General features: G+C 67.5%; 1 protein-coding gene. It reads left to right on the plus strand.

The genetic code is table 11. The features are described 5' to 3' along the window. Positions 1–231 precede the first annotated feature (231 nt). On the plus strand, positions 232–1,446 hold the full coding sequence (locus tag AC27LF_RS45405) for an IS110 family RNA-guided transposase (protein ID WP_479662447.1): 1,215 nt from the start codon (positions 232–234) through the stop codon (positions 1,444–1,446). Positions 1,447–1,500 lie beyond the last annotated feature (54 nt).

The raw sequence follows: 1,500 nt of genomic DNA on the forward strand, positions 1-1,500 counted from the left end.
TCCATACCTTTCTTCCTGGGTTAATCGCGGTCATTCGTAGGATCGGGACACCCAGGGATGTCGGGTGTGGCTGTCATGTGGTTGCCGCGTTCGTGGCTTGAGAGGATTGGCCGCCCGGCATCCCGCGACGACTCGACTGCTGATTGGGATGCGCGAACCGAATCGCTCGTATGGACGTGACAGCGAGGTCGTCTGCTGGGACAGCACAGGAGAACGACGAAGGAGGGGCCGGTGCCCGAACTGTGGGCGGGGACAGACGCGGGCAAGGCCGAACACCATTGCACCGTGATCGACGCGGACGGCACCAAGGTGCTCTCGCGCCGGGTGGCGAACAACGAGGACGAGCTGCTGCAGCTGCTCGGTGACGTCCTGAACCTGGCCGACGGTGACCCGGTGACCTGGGCGGTCGACCTGAACGCCGGCGGGGCAGCGCTGTGGATCGCCCTGCTGGTCAACCACAGCCAGCGGCTGTTCTACATCCCCGGCCGAACCGTCCACCACGCCTCCGGCGCCTACCGCGGCGACGGCAAGAGCGACGCCAAGGACGCCTTCGTCATCGCTGACCAGGCCCGCATGCGCCGCGACCTCCAGCCGCTCCAGGAGACCAGCGAGATCGCGGTTGACCTGAAGATCCTGACAGCACGCCGCATGGATCTGTCCGCCGACCGCACCCGGGCGATCAACCGGCTGCGCGCGCAGATGCTGGAGTACTTCCCCGCCCTGGAGAGGGCCTTCGACTACAGCACCTCCAAGACCGCGCTCATCCTCCTGACCGGATACCAGACCCCGGCCGCACTGCGGCGGGTCGGCCGGGCCCGGCTCGCCACCTGGCTCAAGAACCATGGTGTCCGCACGCTCCGCACCGCCAAGAGCGCCGCCGACGCAGCGGTGACCGCCGCCGAGGCCCAGTTCACCGTCGTCCCCGGGGAGAAGACCGCCGCGAAGATGGTCCACACCCTGGCCAGGGAGGTGATGGCCCTCGATCAGGAGATCGCAGAACTTGAAGTCCTCATCGAGGGCCGGTTTCGCGAGCATCCCGACGCCGAGCTGATCACCAGCATGCCCGGCATCGGTGACATGCTCGGGGCGGAGTTCATCGCCGCGACCGGGGGCGACATGACCGCCTTCGGCAGCGCTGATCGGCTCGCCGGCGTCGCCGGACTCGCGCCCGTCCCTCGCGACTCGGGCAAGGTCAGCGGCAACCTGCGCAGGCCCAGACGCTACAGCCGCCGACTCCTGCGGATGTTCTACCTCTCCGCCCAGGTCGCCACCGTGCACTGCCCCCAGTCGAAGACCTTCTACCAGCGCAAACGCGCCGAGGGAAAGTCCCATAAGCAGGCCGTCCTTGCGCTGGCCAGACGCCGCCTGAACGTGCTCTGGGCCCTCATACGCGACCACCGGACCTTCGAGACCGTCATCCCCAGCCCGGCTGCCACAGGGGCATGACCCAGTCACGAGGTGTCACCACCCCGACTTGACAACGTCATTGGGATTCCTCTC

The organism is Streptomyces diversicolor (assembly GCF_057537855.1).